This is a genomic window from Synechococcus sp. H60.1, assembly GCF_047462335.1.
GTDB lineage: Bacteria > Cyanobacteriota > Cyanobacteriia > Thermostichales > Thermostichaceae > Thermostichus.
Genome location: NZ_JANSJA010000263.1, coordinates 1 through 565, shown reverse-complemented (window position 1 = coordinate 565; position 565 = coordinate 1). Strand labels below are relative to the sequence as shown.

At 48.1% G+C, this 565-nt stretch carries 1 pseudogene; it reads left to right on the top strand.

From position 1 onward, the window contains the following. Positions 1-273, top strand: a pseudogene (locus tag NW852_RS12330) (IS630 family transposase); the annotation flags it as partial. Between the last annotated feature and the right edge of the window lie 292 nt (positions 274-565).

Genomic DNA, 565 nt, shown 5'->3' with positions numbered 1-565 from the left:
TCACGATACACAATTTCTTGAAAAAGCAAGGAATGACTCCAAAAAAAGACTTACCGCAGTGGGAGAGTCCAAGAAGAGGAGGTGCAAAGAGAACGACTAGCTTATGGTCAAGAAGTCAGGGATATTCCAGCGGAGGATTTGATTGTCCTCGACCAGGCAGAGGTATAGGAGGAAATGGAACGGGGAGTAGCTCGGAGTTTACGCGGTCGAGGAGCTTATCATTATCATCAGAGATACAAGGGGGAAAAGCATATTGAAATATCGAACCTTGCCAAGTTGTACGCAATGATCGAGATTGGAGCTGGATCCCAATACTCTTCCTAACTGCCCACATAGACCCTCAGACGGTCGAACAAGTTTTTCAAGCGGTAGGAGATGACTTCGTTGGTAAACCCATCGCCGATCCAGAGCTGATCACACGCATCTTCAACCGTCTGGAACGTACAGAACTCTTGCGACGAGCTCAATGGAGAAACTTCCCGTAAGTCTCTTTCCCTCCATATGAAAATTAACCCCCCAAAAGTTGGGGGGTTGGGGTGGAGAGAAGAGCCTGGCACCGAGCTAG